This is a genomic window from uncultured Shewanella sp. (genome assembly GCF_947497935.1).
Lineage (GTDB): Bacteria > Pseudomonadota > Gammaproteobacteria > Enterobacterales > Shewanellaceae > Shewanella.
The window spans coordinates 1-1063 of sequence record NZ_CANMIO010000048.1 but is presented as its reverse complement, the minus strand read 5'-3'; the positions used below and the strand labels follow the sequence as shown (position 1 = coordinate 1063).

Annotated in this window: 2 tRNA genes and 2 rRNA genes; all 4 read right to left on the bottom strand. The window is 43.4% G+C overall.

Going from position 1 to position 1063, the window contains the following annotated elements:
* Positions 1 to 391 (bottom strand): 23S ribosomal RNA (locus tag Q1A86_RS21090); the annotation flags it as partial.
* Positions 392 to 711: 320 nt separating this feature from the next.
* A tRNA-Ala gene (locus Q1A86_RS21085) sits at positions 712 to 787 on the bottom strand.
* 64 nt (positions 788 to 851) lie between these two features.
* Positions 852 to 928: transfer RNA gene (locus tag Q1A86_RS21080), tRNA-Ile, on the bottom strand.
* A gap of 74 nt (positions 929 to 1002) precedes the next feature.
* A 16S ribosomal RNA gene (locus Q1A86_RS21075) occupies positions 1003 to 1063 on the bottom strand; the annotation flags it as partial.

Genomic DNA, 1063 nt, shown 5'->3' with positions numbered 1-1063 from the left:
TTCAGACAAGATGTCACGTGTCCCGTCCTACTCGTTTTCACATAAAGTTAGTTTTCATGTACGGGGCTATCACCCTGTGCCGCTGCGCTTTCCAACGCATTCCACTAACACCCTCTATGCTTAAGGGCTAATCCCCGTTCGCTCGCCGCTACTAGGGGAATCTCGGTTGATTTCTTTTCCTCCGGGTACTTAGATGTTTCAGTTCCCCGGGTTCGCCTCATTAACCTATGTATTCAGTTAATGATACTAGCTTATGCTAGTGGGTTTCCCCATTCGGACATCGTTAGCTCAAATGCTTGTTACTAGCTCGCCAACGCTTTTCGCAAGTTACTACGTCCTTCATCGCCTCTGACTGCCAAGGCATCCACCATATACGCTTAGTCACTTAACCATACAACCCAAATAAGTCTCTATGAGACATACATGTTGTTTTATCAGGGTAGATAAAACAGCCGTATCGTAACTAATGGTTTCTACTTTCGCCAAAATTAGAATTTTTACTCACTGCCTAAGCAGTAAGCCAAGACACTTAATGTTAAGTGTTTTAGAACTCAATTTTTTTAATTTCGCAATAATCTTAAAGATTATTACTATCAGCTTTCCAAATTTTTAAAGAGCGGGCTTAAAAAAGCCAAAGATAAATTCTGCATTTATCTTTGGCATCTCTAACCAGTGCATGTATCTCACTCTTAATAAAGAGAAAGATGTAAATGGTGGAGCTATGCGGGATCGAACCGCAGACCTCCTGCGTGCAAGGCAGGCGCTCTCCCAGCTGAGCTATAGCCCCATTTACATGCAGTCAAACAATTTACGTTAAAACAAAATCTTCGTTTAGGAGAAAACTAAGATTTTGGTGGGTCAGAGTGGACTTGAACCACCGACCTCACCCTTATCAGGGGTGCGCTCTAACCAGCTGAGCTACAGACCCAACGTAATTTGCTCTTACTTTACGACAAGCATATCTGTGTGAACACTCAACAACTATTAAGTTAGTCGTATAGGTAAGGAGGTGATCCAGCCCCAGGTTCCCCTAGGGCTACCTTGTTACGACTTCACCCCAGTC